This window comes from Rhizobium sp. T1470 (assembly GCF_042140505.1).
Lineage (GTDB): Bacteria > Pseudomonadota > Alphaproteobacteria > Rhizobiales > Rhizobiaceae > Rhizobium > Rhizobium favelukesii.
This window is the reverse complement of record NZ_CP148092.1, coordinates 1131055-1147849: the sequence shown is the minus strand read 5'-3', so window position 1 is coordinate 1147849 and position 16795 is coordinate 1131055. Positions and strand designations below refer to the sequence as shown.

Here is a 16795-nt window from a genome sequence, read left to right as displayed (position 1 = left end):
TTGGGCACGCTCTTTTGATCCGGAAGGTCGGGGCCTCTTGCCCTCGATTTGATATCGCCTCAGCGCTGCCTGGAACTCCTCCCGAGGCCTAGCCGAGCGACTATCCTCGAGCGCAACCGCGGCTCGGAGGCGCACATCCATGGCGATGAAGATGAAATCCGGCTCGACGCCGCGACATGCAGCGAACGATCCGACATGATTGGGCTCCCGAGGCGGTTTGAATTGGAGGGTAGGCTTCTTAGCCATCCAGCCACGCACTGGTCACGCCGATCTAGAATGAAAGGCTCCCGAAAGCAAACAGCCCGACACCTATCCAAAACAGCGAGCACACCTCCGCCGCAACCAGGTAGCCTATTGCGCGATCACTCATCATTCCCCTCCTCCGCCGAACTGCTCGCAAGCGCTCAATCGGCTAAGACCCATGTCGCCAGGCGATATCGCGTTCACGCAGCGATTCGATGTACCGATTTCGGAGAGTGGGAATCTCCGCGAGCCCACTCCTCCAGCCAACTCCTCAGACGCAAAACTAAAAGCGTATTTCCCGGCCCGCCACCAACTACCGCGCGAGTTTGCCATTACAATGCCCGATTTTAATTAAGGCGTTGCTAAATTACAGCAGTCAGCCATCCGGCCTGAAGATGGCGTTTTGATGGAATGCTTCATGATCGACCTATGTCTTGATGGAGTGGAGTGCCGATCTAGTTTCTCATGGAGGGACGCGCATGTCCTCGCGACACGGAGATCACCATGTGCGGAGAAACCTGTAATGACCATCGGCGGATTGTCGCTCAAGCGACTACGCCGATTGCGGTCGCCTCCCCACCAGGGGGAAGAAACGTCAGGCATGCGAGGAGCGTCTTCGTGACTTGCAGGCCGAGCAGCAGTCCCGGCAACTCTAGGTAAAGGCTAAGTCCAGAAAGGCGCGATCACTGACGAACGACACCGAGGCTCCAAACGGCAAGGGCTCTGATTTCGGTCCGCTGTGGAGTGCCAAGAGAAGCCAATCTCCTATTATTGGAACGGCGATCCATGATGGTCGCCATGTTCGACCAGGCTTGCGTTCGCTTTCCGCTTTGAGCGAAGCTGAGCGTCTGCGCGAGGAAGACCCGTTCACAGCGTTTCTTATCGGTGACCTGCCAAACCAGATTGTGTTTCACCGTTCTCGATTTGAGATCGATCTCAATCGAAGGCGCGACGAAGCCGTCTACCTCCGCGCTGAGCAGGCGTGGGGGCTAAAGCTCTGGAAGGACGATCTTCCGCAATCGGAACACGTCCAGTCTCTCATGATCCATGACGACTACTACGCAATGCTTCGCTGCTTCCTAGAAGGTATCGAGCGAAGTCACGGGGAATTTGTCCTCCTCGACGTTCATAGCTATAACCATCGTCGCGCAGATCCGGACACGCTGACCGATCCCGATCTGGCACCAGACGTCAACATCGGTACTTTCTCCATGGATCGAGGCCGATGGGCACACGTCGTTGATCCGTTAATGGACCACTTCCGATCCTTCAAGGCTGGCAGCAGGCCGTTGGATGTGCGTGAGAATATCGCCTTCCAAGGCAAGGGAGAGCAAACACGGTTCGTTCACGAGCACTTTCCAAAAACAGGCTGTGCGATCGCCATCGAATTCAAGAAGATCTTCATGGATGAGTGGACGGGGCAACCGCACAAGGCTGTGCTGCGTGAATTGCGTGAGGCCATATCCGCAGCCGTCCCACTTCTGGAGCGAAGTCTGAGGCGCCATCCATGACGCGGCAGACCTCAGTGGTGCAAGACACTTGGCTGCGCGATGTCGAACAATGCCTGCGCGACGACAAGCCGATCCGAAAGGGGCTACCTGAAGGTGGCCGCCTTCATATTGATCGACAACTTCCCTTCCTTTTTGTGCACATCGATACGGGAAAATCGGAAGATGTGGCAAGAGCCATGGTCCAGGCCAACGCTTCCTATCTCCTCGCTACCGATCCCCAGCAGGTGGTGCCAATCGTCGAAGCCGTCACCGCTGTCGCCGTCGAGCGATTTGGTTGCTTCCTGATTATTCGAAGCGGAGAGCTTGAGCGTGACAGATTCCTGACCGACGACGCACCCTATCTGCCGCCATTTGAGGTTTCGGTTTGGTCATCTGAGCACGCGGCAGCGGCAGGCGCAGCCTTGTCGAAGGCGATCATGGAAAGTGAAGCCAGGTTCCGCACGCCGCGCGTGCAGGAGCGCAGTGCGCCGCCCTCCACGATCGACGGTCAACTTGCCGCATTATCCGGTTGCGAAGTCGTTTCTGTAGAGTTTGCGCCAATTTATAGAACCCCGGAGTCAAGAGAGATTTACCCGGAGCTGCGCGATCAGCTGATATCGACGCTGTTTGACGCCGGACTGCGGTCGTGCGGTGCCTTCATGGCGGCGACAAAGCTCGTTAAGACGATTTCCTACCGATCCTTGGGCAGACGTGCCTTCATCGATGCTGTCGGCCGCGTTGACCGAGGAGTCGATGAGATTGCATCGGCATTTGATGTTCTCCTCGCCGTCACACCGATCAATGCACAGCAGGCGTTTCAGGAGTTCAAGTCGAACGGGTTAAAAGGCGTGCCCACCTTCCTGTACCGCCCTTTGACGATCCAGATCGAGAATGCCAAGCAACGACTTTTCTCGGTCTCGTTTGACCACATGGAAGACCCGGTGCTGTACGATCTCTATCGAGAGAAGCAGCGCGAGGTTGACTTGCAGCTTTCGCTGATCGCTGCGCGCCAGAACACAAGTTTCATGGAGTTCGGCAGGGCCCTCTACGGCTCCGTCGAGCCATCACTTCTTGGCGAGGCCAAGACCATCCTTGAGAAGCTTGTCGGTGAGGGCCCGGTGGGACATGATCGTTCGGATTCAAACGCCCCTCATGCCGATGTCCACTATGTCAAGCGACGTGCTGAGGCGATGGTCGCAACCTATCGACGCGCTTGGCCAGACTTCAAGGCGGACATCGAGCTTCGGGACGATCTTCCCTCTGGCCTGATGGTGGCCGATCATCGTCTGCTGATATCGAAGGCAACGGCAATGGACCAGCGCCGCGTGGAGCCGCTTCTTGCGCATGAAATCGGCGTTCATCTTCTCACCTACTTCAACGGCTCATCGCAAGGGTTGCGGCTTTTTCGTTCCGGGCTGTCAGGCTATGAAGGAATGCAGGAAGGTCTGGCAGTTTTCGCCGAATACCTGTCGGGCGGATTGACCGCTGAACGGCTCAAACTGATCGCGGCGAGGGTTGTCGCCTGTGCCAACATGCTCTCGGGCGCAAGTTTTTCTGAAACGTTCCATCGGCTCGTCATGGATTACGAGTTTACGCATTCCGGGGCATTCAACCTTGCTCTTAGGGTCTACCGCGGTGGAGGCCTGGCCAAGGATGCGATCTACCTGAGAGGCCTGCTGCAACTGCTCGATCACCTCAAGCGCGGCGGCGCACTTGAGCCATTCTGGATGGGGAAGATCGCATCTTTTCACTTCACCATCATGGAAGAGCTTGCATCGCGCGGCTTGCTCAAGCCGCCTTCCGTCCACCCGCTGTTTCTGGAAACCGCCGAGGGCCGGGAACGGCTCGACAGAGCGAGACAGGGAATGCGCCCCATCGACCTGGTTCAACCAAAGGAAATCTAGATGCGAATCGCGTTTTTCGTGAACGCCATCGAAAGCGAGACCTCCTATTACACAACGACATCCCTCGCGATTGCGGCCATCGCTCGTGGCCATGAGGTTTGCTACGCGACCCCGGGCGATTTTGTGCTAAGGCCAGACGACAGCCTCGCCGTCCGCGTCACCACTCCGGGCGCAGGCAAGCCGAAGAGTGCCGATACGTTCATTGCAGACCTGAATGAGAAGGCTAATCTCAAAACGATCGATATAAGAGAGATCGACGTGCTCTTCCTGCGCAACGACCCTTCCCTGGATGCCGACGAACGCCCCTGGGCAGCCCATGTCGGAGCGATGTTCGGCCGGCTTGCAGTCGAACGCGGCGTGCTGACCGTCAATGATCCAGACGCCTTGGCGAAGGCGCAGAACAAGCTGTATTTTCAGGATTTCCCAAAGGTCATTCGACCGTCCACCCTCATTTCCAAGAGCCTGGACGAGATCAGAGCCTTCATCGACAGCCAAAAACGAGGTGTCATTCTCAAACCCCTGCAGGGATCGGGTGGAAGACACGTATTCAAGATCAAATCCAGTAAGGAATCCAACCTCAATCAGATCTTTGAAGCGGTCAGCGATGAAGGATACCTCATCGCTCAGGGATATCTACCGGACGCGGTCGAAGGTGACGTTCGGCTGTTTGTCATGAACGGACGGCCATTGGAGAAGGATGGCTGCTATGCGGCATTTCGCAGGGTTCCGGCGAAAGGCGACATTCGCTCGAATATCAGTGCTGCGGGAACGGCCGCAACAGTGAAGGTCACGCCCAAAATTCTTGAGGTCGCCGAGATCGTCAGGCCGAAGCTCGTGGCTGACGGCATGTTTCTGGTGGGTCTTGATATTGTTGGCGACAGGATTTTGGAGATCAACGTCTTCACGCCGGGAGGGCTTCAGAACCTCGAGAAACTCAACGGTGTGGACTTCTCATCCTCGGTCATCGAGTCGCTCGAAAGCAAGGTCAAGATTCGCCAGATTTACGGTTCCCAATTGCCGAATGCCGTTCTGGCGACATTGTGATCGCAAGGTCGTGTGCCTCGCCTTCTCGCAAGGTTGGGAGCAGCCCCAATCAAATGGTGCCCTCAATAGGCCGGCCCTGGCTCTCCACCCGCCGGGGCCGACCTATCAGCAAATTGACGCCGGACCCCAGTCCTATCGTCAGCGCTGACAGCATTGGAACGCTCGAGGAGGCTGCAGCAGCCTATTGAGTGGATCGTGAAGTCGGTGCGTTGATCAGCACTGCGGTCGGTCCCGGGTACCTCGTGATCAACAAAGTCGTCAGCTCTTCCTGAGTGTTATGCCCTTGATTGAAAAGACTAATTGCCGCACTGCAAAGCATTTCAGATGCTCTCTCATTAGGGGTGGCCCGGTAGTGTTTGTACCAGGTTTGGACGGAGCGTGAGAGCATCGCCATATCAGTGTCTCGGATACGTCTAACAAGCATCGCTTACCTCGCCAATTTATCAGACAAGCCGCATCGTAACTTCGCTATATTAGACGTCAATGAATAACATGTGTACGATAGCGTACGGTCGATACGCTGCGTTTGGAATTCCTGGTCTTCATCGGTGGAACAAGTTCGGCCGCCGCAGATTTGATGCTCATGAAAAACATGATCGTTCTCGCAGCCTCTCTTAGCCTATGCCTGCTCGGCACCGTGAGCGCCCAGGAACTTGGTGCGGAGGCCATCAATAGTGCCGCGATCGATGCCATTGCGCCGGACCGACCAGCCAATGCCTCGCCTCGACCAGATCCCGCCATCGTTCGTCTGCAGGTCCTTCTGGATCGCGCAGGGTCATCTCCCGGGGTAATAGACGGGCAATATGGTGAGAACGTCAGCAAGGCGATTTCTGGGCTGGAAGCCATGCGGGGGATCCCGACAGATGGAAAGCTGAACTCTGAAGTCATCCGCTTCCTTACTGACGACAGACCAGTCATACAGCCCTATGTGATCTCCCGGGACGACGCGAGAGCGCTCGTCGACCACATTCCAAAAGACTACGCCAAGCAGGCCAAGATGAGGTACCTCGGCTACACAAGCGTTGCGGAGAGGCTATCGGAGCGGTTCCACATGGATATCGACCTTTTGAAGGGACTGAATCCTGGCTCGGCATTTGCCGTCGGAGCAACAGTCCTCGTGGCGATGCCAGGCGACCCGAAACAAGGTGCGGTTAAACGGATCGAAGTGCGAAGACGCATTGGGCAAGTTCTTGCGTTCGATGACGCTGGTTTGCTGATTTCTGTTTATCCCGCCACGATCGGCAGCGAAGAAACGCCGTCACCTTCGGGGACTCACAAGGTCAAAGGTGTCGCACGCATGCCCCCCTACATCTACAACCCGAAGGTCAATTTTCAACAGGGCAAGAACAAAAAGGTTCTCAAACTACCAGGCGGTCCCAATGGGCCCGTCGGAACCGTTTGGATCGATCTGACGGAGCCGACTTACGGGATTCACGGCACACCGGAACCGTCCCTCATCGACAAGACCGGATCACATGGATGCGTTCGCCTCACCAACTGGGACGTTGAGGAATTGGCAGCGATGGTGAGGCCAGGGGTGATCGTCGCGTTCGTCAACTAAACTGCCTCGGTTAGAGATCGCTGCGCGATATTAAGACCGTGACCATGGCGGCAGATCGCCAGCCGGTCGCCATTACTCAGCATCGCAGGGCCCGCTATGTCCTCATGACCTACGACGATTTCGAGGCCATGAAACAAAAAGGCGATCAGCGCCGGGCCTATGGTCCCAAGGAAGTCCCCCTGAACTGGCAGCGTTGATCGGTCCGGAACTGGATCGGTTGATACAGGAAGGAAGCGAGACCGATGGCTGATACTTCGGCCAATGGTTCGATCATCCGCTACCCTCATCTCTCGACATGGCAGCGCGACAAGGGAGAAACCGAGGGACGGAAGGCACACCCGGTTTGCATGGTTCTGGCAATCCCGAAAGGCAACCGGACAAACCTTATCCTACGGGCTGTCTCAGGCACCCCGCCCCGCTCCGATCAACCGCATTGGAGATTCCACAACTCGAATGCCGCCGCGCTGGAATCCGTGAGTGGAAAGATGCATGGATTACCGTCTCTGAATTCAATCACGACGTAGCCGAACAGTCCTTTTACTTTGATCCGAATGCAGAGGTGTTAGGATCGTTCAGCAAGGGATTTCTCGCAAAGATCGCAGCAGCCTTCGAGCCTTTCCTGGCTCAGCCAAGCGCGAGAGTCAGCCGAACCGATTGAGGGTAGGTCCGTGCGCGTTCCCCTCGCGCTCTCCTTCCCGCCTCCACTTCGCCCGCCGTTCAATTACATTCGACCGTGGCACCGAGTTCACTGACTGGCCCTACCTTCAGGCCAGCATCCGAACCCAGACACGGTTGTGATCCAAGTCGCCTTGGCAAAAGGGCACGTCGAAAACACCAATAGGCGGGCCAGGGAATGGCTTTCAAGAGAGGATCCGCTGTCGATCACCGACCGCGACTTGAAGGAGATTTCCGATCAGTTCAACGCAACGCCGCGCAAATGCCTCGGCTATCGAACGCCCGCCGAAATTCTCCGCCAGAAGCTTAATGAGGACGAGCTGCGTGAGGGCCCCGAAAGAATGCTGCCCGTTGGCGTCGGGCATTTGGACGCCGGTTACGCCGAGCGCTTACGCGCAAGACAGGCGTAAGATTGATCGCGTTGGCACCGCCTCGTCGGGCCACCTTGCATGTGCGTCGGCAAGAGCCCGCAGTGGCGATCGGAGCGAAATCGTCGCAGACGCGAAATCGTGGAACTTCTGCGACGGCTTTCATCGTAGGAATGGCCCAATAGACGACTTTGAAACTGTGGAGACGAGGTCACGAACCTATCGATTTGCAGAAAGCGTCACATGACGGCTGCGAGCTCAATCTTGACCGTTTCGCACGTCTGCGCATCTGAGTTACGCGGGGGCGCGTATTCACCGAAAGTCGATCAATCAATTTCGATCAATGCGCGATATCAATTTCACCATCTTACGTGTAAGTAAGCGCCAATTTTCAAAGTTAGGTGAATTCTTGAAATGCCCAATGATAAAAACTTCGATGATGAGGCAAGGCTGCTTGCGCTTCTGGCAAACGAAAAGAGGCTCCTAATTGCCGGGCTGCTCCTGGATAATGAGCTAAACGTCGGCGAGTTAGCGAAAAGAGTTGGCCTTTCCCAGTCGGCCCTTTCCCAACATCTGGCAAGGATGCGTGAAGGCAAAGTTGTAACAACGCGGCGTGACGCGCAGACGATCTACTATTCGACGACCCACTACGGTGTCCGAAAAATCCTTGCGACCCTTGGTGAAATCTATGATCAATCGACCGCCACGCTGAGGAATGCTAGCTAAACTTCTGGAGAGTGGCCGATTACTCTGAAGTGCCAACTTGCGGAAGAATGTGGGCTGCGCCATCTTCTCTGCAAAGCGGTCTTTGAGGAACGGCTATGATACCCGGAGGCGATCAACTGTTTTCCACACAGATATCAGGCGAGCCGATGCCTGATGCTGGATTGTTTACATGGGACCTCAAGAGCAATCTTGTCTATGCGGACAGCGCGCTTGCCTCCTTGTTTGGTCTGGAACCTGACGAAACGGAACATGGTCTGCCACTACAGACCTACATGGCGCGCATCCATCCTCAGGATGCGCCGACCTTGGCCAAGCAAATCAACGACGCGATCGTTGCCCAGCATCCCACGGTGCAGAACTATCGCGTCCTTAATCAGGACGGCACTTATATCCCCGTATGTGCGTTCGGCCGGTGTTTTCGCGATCGCGACGACGTTCCCGTTCACTATGCCGGTATTGTCGTGCCCGCCGAGACGTTGCCAGACAATAGGTCCCACTAGCGTAGCGCAACGGGTCTTGCACCTATCGACCTGCAGGTTGTCGCGGCCTGCCCTCCGATGCCGCCCGTGTGTCGGTCGGGATCATATTGAAGCGCTCGATCACCCTTCACGAGGCGCGTGCTCCATGTCTCATTAGGCGCCGTGAAGAATGCCTCTGCTCGTCTTGCTATCCGGCCCGAAGTGCAGCCCACGGCAATGGCGCGGCCGCGACCCTTTGCGGCCGCGACCCTTTGAGGTGAGGCAGCGTCTGCTCGCCGAGCAAGTGTGCTCACCGACGGCTCATGACGCCTCGCGCAAGGTCGAGGATTAGTCGACCGACGGCTCGAACACGAGGTCTCACGTGATGAAAGAAAAGCAGCATCGGGAGGTTGAAGCTACGCCGCCAGAGGTCGAACGACAGACATTGCCTCCACCGGGTGACCATGACCCGATGGCTGGAGGTATCGTCCCTTCGTCTTCAGCCCGATCTCCAGCCGGCATCGCGGAACCTCACGTTCCGCATGCCGGTCTTTTTTTGAACGGTTGAGTTCGAAGACGACGACAGCCCGTCGCGTGTCAGACCGACAGCTCCTTGGCACGCGCGTTGATCTTTTCGCAGGCATCCTCGAATGGGTGGCGCGTCGGCACCCAATGCGAAGCGCCAAGCAGGAGAAGCGCCTTCAAATGCGTCCAGCCGCCTTCCTCGCCGACAACCGGCGCATAAGACGTCATCGGACCGCGCTCCTCACCGGCATAAAGGCGTTCGTACTCCGCGAAATTGGAGAAGTTTTCGTGACTGTTGTCCGAGGGATGGAAAGTCTCGGCCGCAGCGCCTTCAGCAAGGATGACTTCATGCGTATCGAGCAGGACGGCATAGTACTCGATCGACCTGTCGTTGGCAGGAACGACTGGCGCGATCGTCGTGCCGTTCACGAGGTCCTTGACGCGGATCAGAACACCGTTCAGGAGCAGCGCATGGCCAGGCGACAGGTAGAGATCGGAATGTGGCGTATGCTCATCCAGCGCATGGCGCGAGACTCGGACCGGCACGACGCCGTCATGCCAGCGCGCGCCACTCCTCTTGAAGACTTGGCGACCGACCCACTTGATCCGCCGTATATCCCCATCCGGAAGCGCAACGCGATCGCCGATCCGAAGATCCTCGACACGTTTTTCACCGCAATCCGTGAGGATCGATGTCCCACGCAAGAAGCAATGCGCACCACCGCCGCCACCAGAGTTGCCATTCCCGCTGCCACCAGAATTGCCATGCCCGCGTCCACCAGAACCACCGCGCCCCCAACGCCTGCCCATCGCGTGCGCAGGGGAAGAGGAAACTGCCATGGCGATGGCCGCAACGCTTGCGAAACGAGCACCGGCGGCGGCGGCCACACCCAGAAAATGCCTGCGCGCGGTATTGCCTGGCAGCTTTGGATCTTCCGTCGACAACATGCTGGCTTCCTTTGAAAAGAGTAATACTGCTCCATGGTACAATAAGTTGCATTGCATTGAACTTCGCAGAATAGCGCTAATGCCTACTCAAAAGGTGGTATGCAAAGTCAGTGGCGCATACGTCGCGATCGATCGCGAGAGATACCTCGCGGGTGAGAACGGGAGGAGCATAACGATATGAGAGGCAGTGGGCGTGGTCGATAACAATCATCCAAGCAAGAACGGGCCGGTCGTCAATGGCGTCTTAATCATGGCGATGGCTTTGGCCGCAGTGGTCGCCATCGGTGGCTTCATCGCTGTGTTCAAGGCGACCTTCGTTTAGCATCCCAATCTTTTCTGCGGGCTGCGCGCCGCCAGCATCATCGCATGAATGCTGATCGTTACGTTTCGAAACATCAAGAACGACAAACAATCCATAAGTGGGGCTCCTCCCAGGTGAGTGAACCGTCATGAGCCTGCACGGAAATGATCGCCTGTCGGCGCTGATACCCCAACGCCTGAACCCTAATCGGATCTTTTGTCGACGATCACACGCTTGACGGTCAGTAGTGCAGCCCTATTAATTTTTATAGAACTTGAGGGCAGACAAAACATGATCCGGAGTTTGATTGCGGCGACCAAGGCACCGTTGCAGGACGATGACGTAGCGCTGTGCGAGCGCGTATTTCATAGGCTGACTGGGCAGCGGCCCATGTCCAATGGGGAGCGAGAGCAGCTGGCGTCCACCATCCTGCACTTTTATCAAGACGGCGTGCGGGACGAGCAAAGTCTTACCCGCCTGCTGATGGATTAGACTGAGCAATCGTTTCTACTGCCTTTGCTCGCGAACACTATCGCCCCGCTCGCGTCATGGATGGAAGTCTCGCTAAAGATGCCCGAGATTTTCTAGCTCACTGCGGTATGGTCATAGAGGCGGACTGACTGGCCGCCATTCCCTTTGCGGCACCTGAAATAGCGACTGAATTCAAAATCGCGCGGTCTGGTTGCGCAGAATGCAAGCCACGCTACCCATGACAACCGACCTATGTTATTCTCGGTTGCGAGGAGGCCGCGGATGCGTGAACTTGCGCAGAAAGTGCCAAGCAACGATGTCCCGCGTTCCCGGCGGCGGCTCGAGCTGCTTCTTTTTCTCATATTGGCATTCGGAATTTGGCCGCTGGTGGCGATAGGCGTCGTCGGAGGATACGGGTTCCTGGTTTGGATGTTCCAAGTCGTCTACGGCCCTCCAGGGCCGCCAGCAGCGCACTGAGACGCCCATGGCTCCGCAACAAATCTCAAGACGTCAGTTCTTTTCAGGCAATCGAGCGGCAGTTCATGTCAGGGTCTGCCCGCCTGGAACGTCTGTTGAAAAGCTCATCGAGGCGTGCTCCGGATGCGGGCTGTGCGAAGAGCGATGTCCCACCGGCATAATCCATCTCGCCGACGGACTGCCGTTCGTCGATTTCACTCTGGGCGAGTGCACCTTCTGTGATGAGTGCAGGCAGGCATGCCCGGAACCGGTATTTTCGTCATCACACATCGAGCAATTTCCTCACGGCGCCGTCATTAGCCCTGAGTGTCTGGCGAAGCGGAATATCGCCTGCCAGTCATGCGCGGAAGCGTGTCCAATACACGCCATCCGCTTCCGCCCGCGCATTGGTGGCCCGTTCGCCCCTGAACTCGACTTCGATATCTGCAGCGGTTGCGGCGGATGCATAGGCATCTGTCCGGTCGGCGCGATCGCAATCGAGCCCCGGAGCATGGAAGAGACCGATGTCTGAAAACAGAACACGCTATCACGTATCGAGTGCGGTTATTGCGACCCTGCCATTCGGTACTGAGGCTGTCCTTTCGGCACTCGCCGCTATGGAGAATGTCGAAGTTCATGGTCATGCCGACGGCAAGATCGTCGTCGTGATCGAGGGAACGAGTACGGGCATGCTCGGCGAGTGCCTGTCGCGCATATCGCTCCTGGAGGGCGTGATCGCTGCGAACATGGTTTTCGAGCATGTCGAGACAGAGGAGATGGGCGATGACAGGAACACTGACGCGACGTGACATCCTGAAGGCGCACGCCGCCGGAATTGCCGCCGCGACGGCGGGTATAGCACTTCCCGCTGCCGCCCAGCCGGTGCCGGGCGGCGTCGAGGCGCTTCAGATCAAGTGGTCGAAGGCACCATGCCGCTTCTGCGGGACCGGATGCGGCGTCATGGTCGGCGTCAAGGAAGGGCAGGTCGTTGCCACGCACGGCGACATGCAGGCCGAGGTCAATCGCGGCCTGAATTGCATCAAGGGTTATTTCCTCTCGAAGATCATGTACGGCGAGGATCGGCTGACGAAGCCGCTCTTGCGCAAGCGCAACGGTGTTTACGCCAAGGATGGCGAGTTCGAACCGGTGACCTGGGACGAGGCCTTCGACGTGATGGCCGAACAGTGCAAGAAAGTGCTGAAGGACAAGGGTCCGACGGCCATCGGCATGTTCGGCTCGGGACAATGGACGATCTTCGAAGGCTATGCGGCAACCAAGCTCATGCGGGCTGGCTTCCGTTCCAACAATCTGGATCCCAACGCCCGGCACTGCATGGCATCGGCGGCCTACGCATTTATGCGCACCTTCGGCATGGACGAGCCTATGGGCGTCTATGACGATTTCGAGCATGCCGACGCCTTCGTGCTGTGGGGCTCGAACATGGCCGAGATGCACCCGATCCTGTGGACGCGCGTTGCCGACCGCAGGCTCGGGCATCCACATGTTCGCGTCGCGGTACTTTCCACGTTCACCCACCGCAGCATGGACCTTGCGGACATTCCGATCATCTTCAAGCCGGGAACGGATCTGGCGATCCTCAACTATATCGCCAACCACATCATCCAGACCGGCCGGGTGAATCAGGACTTCGTAGAGCGGCACACGCGGTTCGCCATCGGCGTCACCGATATCGGCTACGGCCGGCGGCCGGACGATCCGATGGAAATCAACGCTGCCAATTCGGCCGATCCAACGAAGATGGAACCTTCGGATTTCGAGACCTTCAAGGCGTTCGTCTCCGAATATACGCTTGAAAAGGCGGCCGAATTGTCCGGCGTCGATCCCGGGTTCCTCAAGCAACTGGCGGAGCTCTACGCCGATCCCGACCGCAAGGTGATGTCGCTCTGGACGATGGGCTTCAACCAGCATGTGCGCGGCGTCTGGGCCAATCAGATGGTCTACAACATTCACCTTCTGACCGGAAAGATATCGGAGCCCGGCAACAGTCCGTTCTCGCTGACAGGGCAGCCCTCCGCCTGCGGGACGGCACGCGAGGTTGGCACTTTTGCCCATCGGCTTCCGGCCGACATGGTGGTGACCAATCCCGAGCATCGCGAGCGTGCAGAGGAAATCTGGCGCATCCCGAATGGCATCATCCCCGACAAGCCGGGGTATCACGCCGTCCAGCAGGACCGCATGCTGAAGGACGGCAAGCTGAATTTCTACTGGGTGCAGGTCAACAACAACATCCAGGCTGCTCCCAATACAAGCAACGAGACCTGGCAGGGCTATCGCAACCCGGACAACTTCATCGTCGTTTCCGATGCCTATCCGACGGTTACGGCGATGAGTGCCGACCTGATCTTGCCGGCCGCCATGTGGGTGGAGAAGGAGGGCGGCTACGGCAACGCCGAACGTCGCACCCAGCTCTGGCGCCAGCTCGTCCAGGCGCCAGGTGAGGCCAGGTCGGACCTGTGGCAGATCGCCGAGTTTTCGAAGCGCTTCACGACCGACGAGGTCTGGCCTGCCGATATTCTCGATGCCAATCCCGAATATCGCGGCAAGACATTGTTTGAGGTGATCTTCCGCAATGGCCAGGTCGACCGCTTTCTGCTCAGCGAGGTCAATCCGGACTACGACAACAACGAGGCCAAGGCCTTCGGCTTCTATATCCAGAAGGGCCTGTTCGAGGAATACGCCACGTTCGGGCGCGGCCACGGTCACGATCTCGCACCCTTCGACACCTACCACGAGGTTCGCGGGCTGCGTTGGCCGGTCGTCAACGGCAAGGAGACGCTGTGGCGCTATCGCGAGGGCTTCGATCCCTTCGTGAAGCCGGGGGAAGGCGTGAACTTCTACGGCCAGCCGGACGGCAAGGCGGTCATCCTCGCAGTACCCTACGAGCCTCCGGCCGAGTCCCCGGACGAGGAGTACGACTTCTGGCTGGTGACGGGCCGCGTGCTGGAGCATTGGCATTCTGGGTCGATGACGATGCGGGTGCCCGAGCTCTTCAAGGCATTCCCCGGCGCGCGTGTCTTCATGAATGCCGAGGACGCGCGCAAGCGCCGCATCAATCAGGGCGCTGAGGTCCGCATCGTCTCGCGGCGCGGCGAGATCCGTTCGCGCGTCGAAACCCGTGGTCGCAACCGTATGCCGCCCGGCGTCATTTTCGTCCCCTGGTTCGATGCCAGCCAGCTGATCAACAAGGTTACTCTGGACGCCACCGATCCCATCTCCAAACAGACGGATTACAAAAAATGCGCGGTCAAGATTGTTCCCGTCTTCGTTTGAGGCGGCCCGAATGGATGGCGGTCGCGGCAGGTCTTTTGCTGTTTGTCGCGACGACCGCAATTGCCCAGGTGATAGTCTCAACGGCGCCCCAGCTGGTTGGACGGACACCCTCGATGGCGACCGGCCCCGCAGGCCCGCTGCCGAAATGGATCGTCGACGACCAGCGCCGGATGCGGGCCTATCCCGACCAGCCGCCGGTGATCCCCCATTCGATCGAAGGCTACGAGCTGTCGGTGAATGCCAACCGGTGCATGTCCTGCCATAAGCGCGAGTTCATCCAGGACTCCGGCGCCCCGATGATCAGCGTGACGCACTACATGACGCGCGACGGCCAGATGATCGCCGACGTTTCGCCGCGGCGCTACTTCTGCACCGCCTGCCACGTGCCGCAGGCGGACGTCCGGCCGCTGGTGAACAACACCTTCCGAGACATGAGCGAGTTGGGATTCAAGCCGGCCGGGAGCGAGTGATGACGACGATGGCCTGGATCAAGAACGCGATTTCGTGGGCCTGGTCGATCCTCATAACACCGGCGGCGACAATCGGGCTAGGCGTCCTGACACTCGGAGGCTTCATTGGCGGCGTTATGTTCTGGGGCGCATTCAACACGGCACTTGAGCTCACCAATACCGAAAAGTTCTGCACGTCCTGCCACGAGATGCATGACAATGTATACCAGGAGCTTTCGCGCACCATCCATTTCTCGAACCGCTCGGGAGTGCGCGCCACCTGTCCCGACTGCCATGTGCCGCACCAATGGACCGACAAGATCGCTCGCAAGATGCAGGCTTCCAAAGAAGTCTGGGGAAAAATGTTCGGCACGATAAACACCCGGCCTAAATTCCTGGAGAAGCGACTGGAACTTGCCCAGCACGAATGGGCCAGGATGAAGGCCAACGATAGTCTGGAGTGTCGCAACTGCCACTCCTCGGTGGCGATGGACTTGCAAAAGCAGACGCAGCGCGCAGCGGAAATCCACACCCGATATCTTCTGTCGGGTCAGGCTACTTGCATCGATTGTCACAAGGGGATTGCCCACGAGCTGCCGAATATGGAAGGCATCGATCCTGGCTGGAAGGTGCCCAAAGAGCTCGAGGGCAAGAAGATGGTGAAGGCGACGCCGATCGACGACCTTCGGGACGCCATAGCCAAGGCGCACGCAGCGTCGATTGATGTACTGGAATAACCCTTCGGGCTTTGCGCGAACCTTGCTGCACGGGGTTTGTGATTGACATGGAAGGCAGGCATGGCGCGGAGACGAGGAAGGGGCGTGAGGGTTCCTTATTAGAGCGGTGCTCCGTCATCCTCTCGATCGAACGTCGACGAATTGATTGCGACGATGATCATCGCATCGGAAAATCGTCGCGACCTACCATCCTGCAGCGCGTGGTTCCCTTTTGAGATCACAACACCAGGAAGGCACAGGCGCCGCAGCGACAGATCATCAAGCAAACCCGTCATCCTTTCCCGCCGCGCACGCTTGAGAACGGACTTGTTCTGATGACCACGGCCGAGCAACCTCACTTCTCATGATTGAGCCGACCATCTGCGCTGCTTATTGAATTTGACCTAGCTGTCCGTTTATATATGACGAAAAGAAAAATCTCGGAGAGAGCTGATGCGGCAGGAAATTGCGGATGAAACTGTCGCTGAAAGCGGTTACCGGCAAATACGATCAGACATCATATTCGGTCGGCTTGCGCCGGGTCAGAAGCTCAAGCTGGAGAATTTGAAGGGTACCTACGCGACGAGCGTCAGCACGCTCAGGGAGATTTTGAACCGTCTGACGTCCGAAGGGCTCGTCGTGGCCGAAGGCCAAAGGGGGTTTGAAGTCGCGCGCGTGTCTGTTGCGGACCTCAAAGAGATCGCCGCTTTGCGCCTGCTTCTCGAAGAGCACGCGCTTGAGCAGTCGTTCGAACAAGGCGATGTCGAATGGGAAGCAAGGCTTGTGTCGGCCCACTACAAGCTGGCGCGCATGGAAGAGGTGATGGCTTCGGGCGACACCAGCAAGGCGGAAGACTGGAAACGCTATGACTGGGAGTTTCACCAGGCCCTGATTTCCGCCTGCGGATCGCGGCTGCTTATGGAGACACACTCGGCCGTGTTCGACAAATATCTGCGATATCAGATGGTTGCGCTGTCCTATCGTGGCGGTGTTGCCGAACAGGAACACCGGCAGCTTCTGGAGGTCGCCTTGCTGCGCGACAGCAAGACGGCAAAGAAAATTCTTCAGCGTCACATACAAGGAGGCGTCGAACATGCGCTTGGAAAAGGGCTGCTATTGGCCTCTCCGGTAAAACCATGACGGCATTCATTACGCGCATTGACGCTTGC

At 57.7% G+C, this 16795-nt stretch carries 17 protein-coding genes and 1 pseudogene; 17 read left to right on the top strand and 1 reads right to left on the bottom strand.

The features are described from left to right. The first annotated feature begins 1055 nt into the window (after window positions 1–1055). The 8 genes and pseudogenes from WGT02_RS26715 to WGT02_RS26680 all read left to right on the top strand — a co-directional run bounded on the left by WGT02_RS26715 (window position 1056) and on the right by WGT02_RS26680 (window position 8511). Window positions 1056–1754 carry an N-formylglutamate amidohydrolase gene (locus WGT02_RS26715; protein ID WP_024316752.1) on the top strand — a complete coding sequence of 233 codons (699 nt, stop codon included), beginning with the start codon at window positions 1056–1058 and terminating at the stop codon, window positions 1752–1754. Next, window positions 1751–3637 carry a flavohemoglobin expression-modulating QEGLA motif protein gene (locus tag WGT02_RS26710; protein ID WP_024316751.1) on the top strand — a complete coding sequence of 629 codons (1887 nt, stop codon included), beginning with the start codon at window positions 1751–1753 and terminating at the stop codon, window positions 3635–3637. Before WGT02_RS26715 ends, WGT02_RS26710 begins: the two co-directional genes overlap by 4 nt. Beyond that, window positions 3638–4681, top strand: a complete 1044-nt coding sequence (locus WGT02_RS26705; RefSeq protein WP_024316750.1) for a glutathione synthase — start codon at window positions 3638–3640, stop codon at window positions 4679–4681. Between the two features lie 577 nt (window positions 4682–5258). Beyond that, window positions 5259–6242, top strand: a complete 984-nt coding sequence (locus WGT02_RS26700) for a L,D-transpeptidase (protein WP_024316749.1) — start codon at window positions 5259–5261, stop codon at window positions 6240–6242. Between the two features lie 44 nt (window positions 6243–6286). After that, window positions 6287–6439, top strand: coding sequence for a type II toxin-antitoxin system Phd/YefM family antitoxin (locus WGT02_RS26695; protein WP_225040101.1), 153 nt, complete (start codon window positions 6287–6289; stop codon window positions 6437–6439). A gap of 511 nt (window positions 6440–6950) precedes the next feature. Beyond that, window positions 6951–7231 (top strand): annotated as a pseudogene (locus WGT02_RS26690) (transposase); the annotation flags it as partial. 468 nt (window positions 7232–7699) lie between these two features. Further along, on the top strand, window positions 7700–8011 hold the full coding sequence (locus WGT02_RS26685) for a helix-turn-helix transcriptional regulator (RefSeq protein ID WP_024316747.1): 312 nt from the start codon (window positions 7700–7702) through the stop codon (window positions 8009–8011). 95 nt (window positions 8012–8106) lie between these two features. Then, a complete protein-coding gene (locus tag WGT02_RS26680; RefSeq protein WP_024316746.1) occupies window positions 8107–8511 on the top strand; it encodes a PAS domain-containing protein in 405 nt (134 codons plus the stop codon). 555 nt (window positions 8512–9066) lie between these two features. Here WGT02_RS26680 and WGT02_RS26675 read toward each other — a convergent pair. Beyond that, complete coding sequence (locus tag WGT02_RS26675) at window positions 9067–9942, bottom strand: Hint domain-containing protein (protein WP_037070053.1); 876 nt, start codon at window positions 9940–9942, stop codon at window positions 9067–9069. A 187-nt stretch (window positions 9943–10129) separates the two neighbouring features. Between WGT02_RS26675 and WGT02_RS26670 the strand changes: the two genes are divergently transcribed. The 9 genes from WGT02_RS26670 (at window position 10130) to WGT02_RS26630 (ending at window position 16766) form a co-directional block, all read left to right on the top strand. Continuing rightward, a complete protein-coding gene (locus tag WGT02_RS26670) occupies window positions 10130–10264 on the top strand; it encodes a hypothetical protein (RefSeq protein WP_263623096.1) in 135 nt (44 codons plus the stop codon). A 213-nt stretch (window positions 10265–10477) separates the two neighbouring features. Then, window positions 10478–10735, top strand: a complete 258-nt coding sequence (locus tag WGT02_RS26665) for a hypothetical protein (protein ID WP_225040103.1) — start codon at window positions 10478–10480, stop codon at window positions 10733–10735. Window positions 10736–10996: 261 nt separating this feature from the next. Beyond that, window positions 10997–11191: a periplasmic nitrate reductase, NapE protein gene (locus WGT02_RS26660; protein ID WP_024317535.1), complete on the top strand. Its 195-nt coding sequence runs from the start codon at window positions 10997–10999 to the stop codon at window positions 11189–11191. A gap of 7 nt (window positions 11192–11198) precedes the next feature. Then, window positions 11199–11702 (top strand): ferredoxin-type protein NapF, encoded by a 504-nt coding sequence (locus WGT02_RS26655; protein WP_208247495.1) that lies wholly within the window; start codon window positions 11199–11201, stop codon window positions 11700–11702. After that, a complete protein-coding gene (locus WGT02_RS26650; RefSeq protein ID WP_024317534.1) occupies window positions 11695–11979 on the top strand; it encodes a chaperone NapD in 285 nt (94 codons plus the stop codon). Before WGT02_RS26655 ends, WGT02_RS26650 begins: the two co-directional genes overlap by 8 nt. Next, window positions 11954–14461, top strand: a complete 2508-nt coding sequence (napA, locus tag WGT02_RS26645; RefSeq protein WP_040680965.1) for a periplasmic nitrate reductase subunit alpha — start codon at window positions 11954–11956, stop codon at window positions 14459–14461. Before WGT02_RS26650 ends, napA begins: the two co-directional genes overlap by 26 nt. After that, window positions 14428–14931, top strand: a complete 504-nt coding sequence (locus WGT02_RS26640) for a nitrate reductase cytochrome c-type subunit (protein ID WP_037071157.1) — start codon at window positions 14428–14430, stop codon at window positions 14929–14931. Before napA ends, WGT02_RS26640 begins: the two co-directional genes overlap by 34 nt. Before the next feature lie 8 nt (window positions 14932–14939). Then, window positions 14940–15647: a NapC/NirT family cytochrome c gene (locus WGT02_RS26635; protein WP_024317531.1), complete on the top strand. Its 708-nt coding sequence runs from the start codon at window positions 14940–14942 to the stop codon at window positions 15645–15647. A 432-nt stretch (window positions 15648–16079) separates the two neighbouring features. Continuing rightward, window positions 16080–16766, top strand: coding sequence for a GntR family transcriptional regulator (locus WGT02_RS26630; protein WP_024317529.1), 687 nt, complete (start codon window positions 16080–16082; stop codon window positions 16764–16766). The last annotated feature ends 29 nt before the right edge of the window (window positions 16767–16795 follow it).